Source organism: Peribacillus sp. SIMBA_075, assembly GCF_046534585.1.
In genome coordinates this window covers 1-249 of sequence record NZ_JAWRYN010001232.1, presented here as the reverse complement: position 1 = coordinate 249, position 249 = coordinate 1, and the positions used below count along the sequence as shown (strand labels likewise).

General features: G+C 46.6%; 1 pseudogene. It reads left to right on the top strand.

The window, feature by feature from the left end:
- Positions 1-78: pseudogene (locus tag SB775_RS32250) on the top strand (VOC family protein); the annotation flags it as partial.
- Between the last annotated feature and the right edge of the window lie 171 nt (positions 79-249).

Here is a 249-nt window from a genome sequence, read left to right as displayed (position 1 = left end):
AGCTATAATCTATACTTTGAGACCCCGGATGGACATCATTTGGAGGTACGGTTAGATAAAGACGAGTTTGACGAATAAGAATAGCAGTAGAAATGAAAGGCATCTGCCCGTTGAGGCGGATGCTCTTTCTTTTTTTGAACGCATCGGATTCTCCTGTTTCCTCCCCACCACTGAAGCCACGAACAACAGCAAAAAGCGCCCATGGGAAAACGTGTCGAGAAAAAGAGTTCTCCCCTGACAGGAGACGAC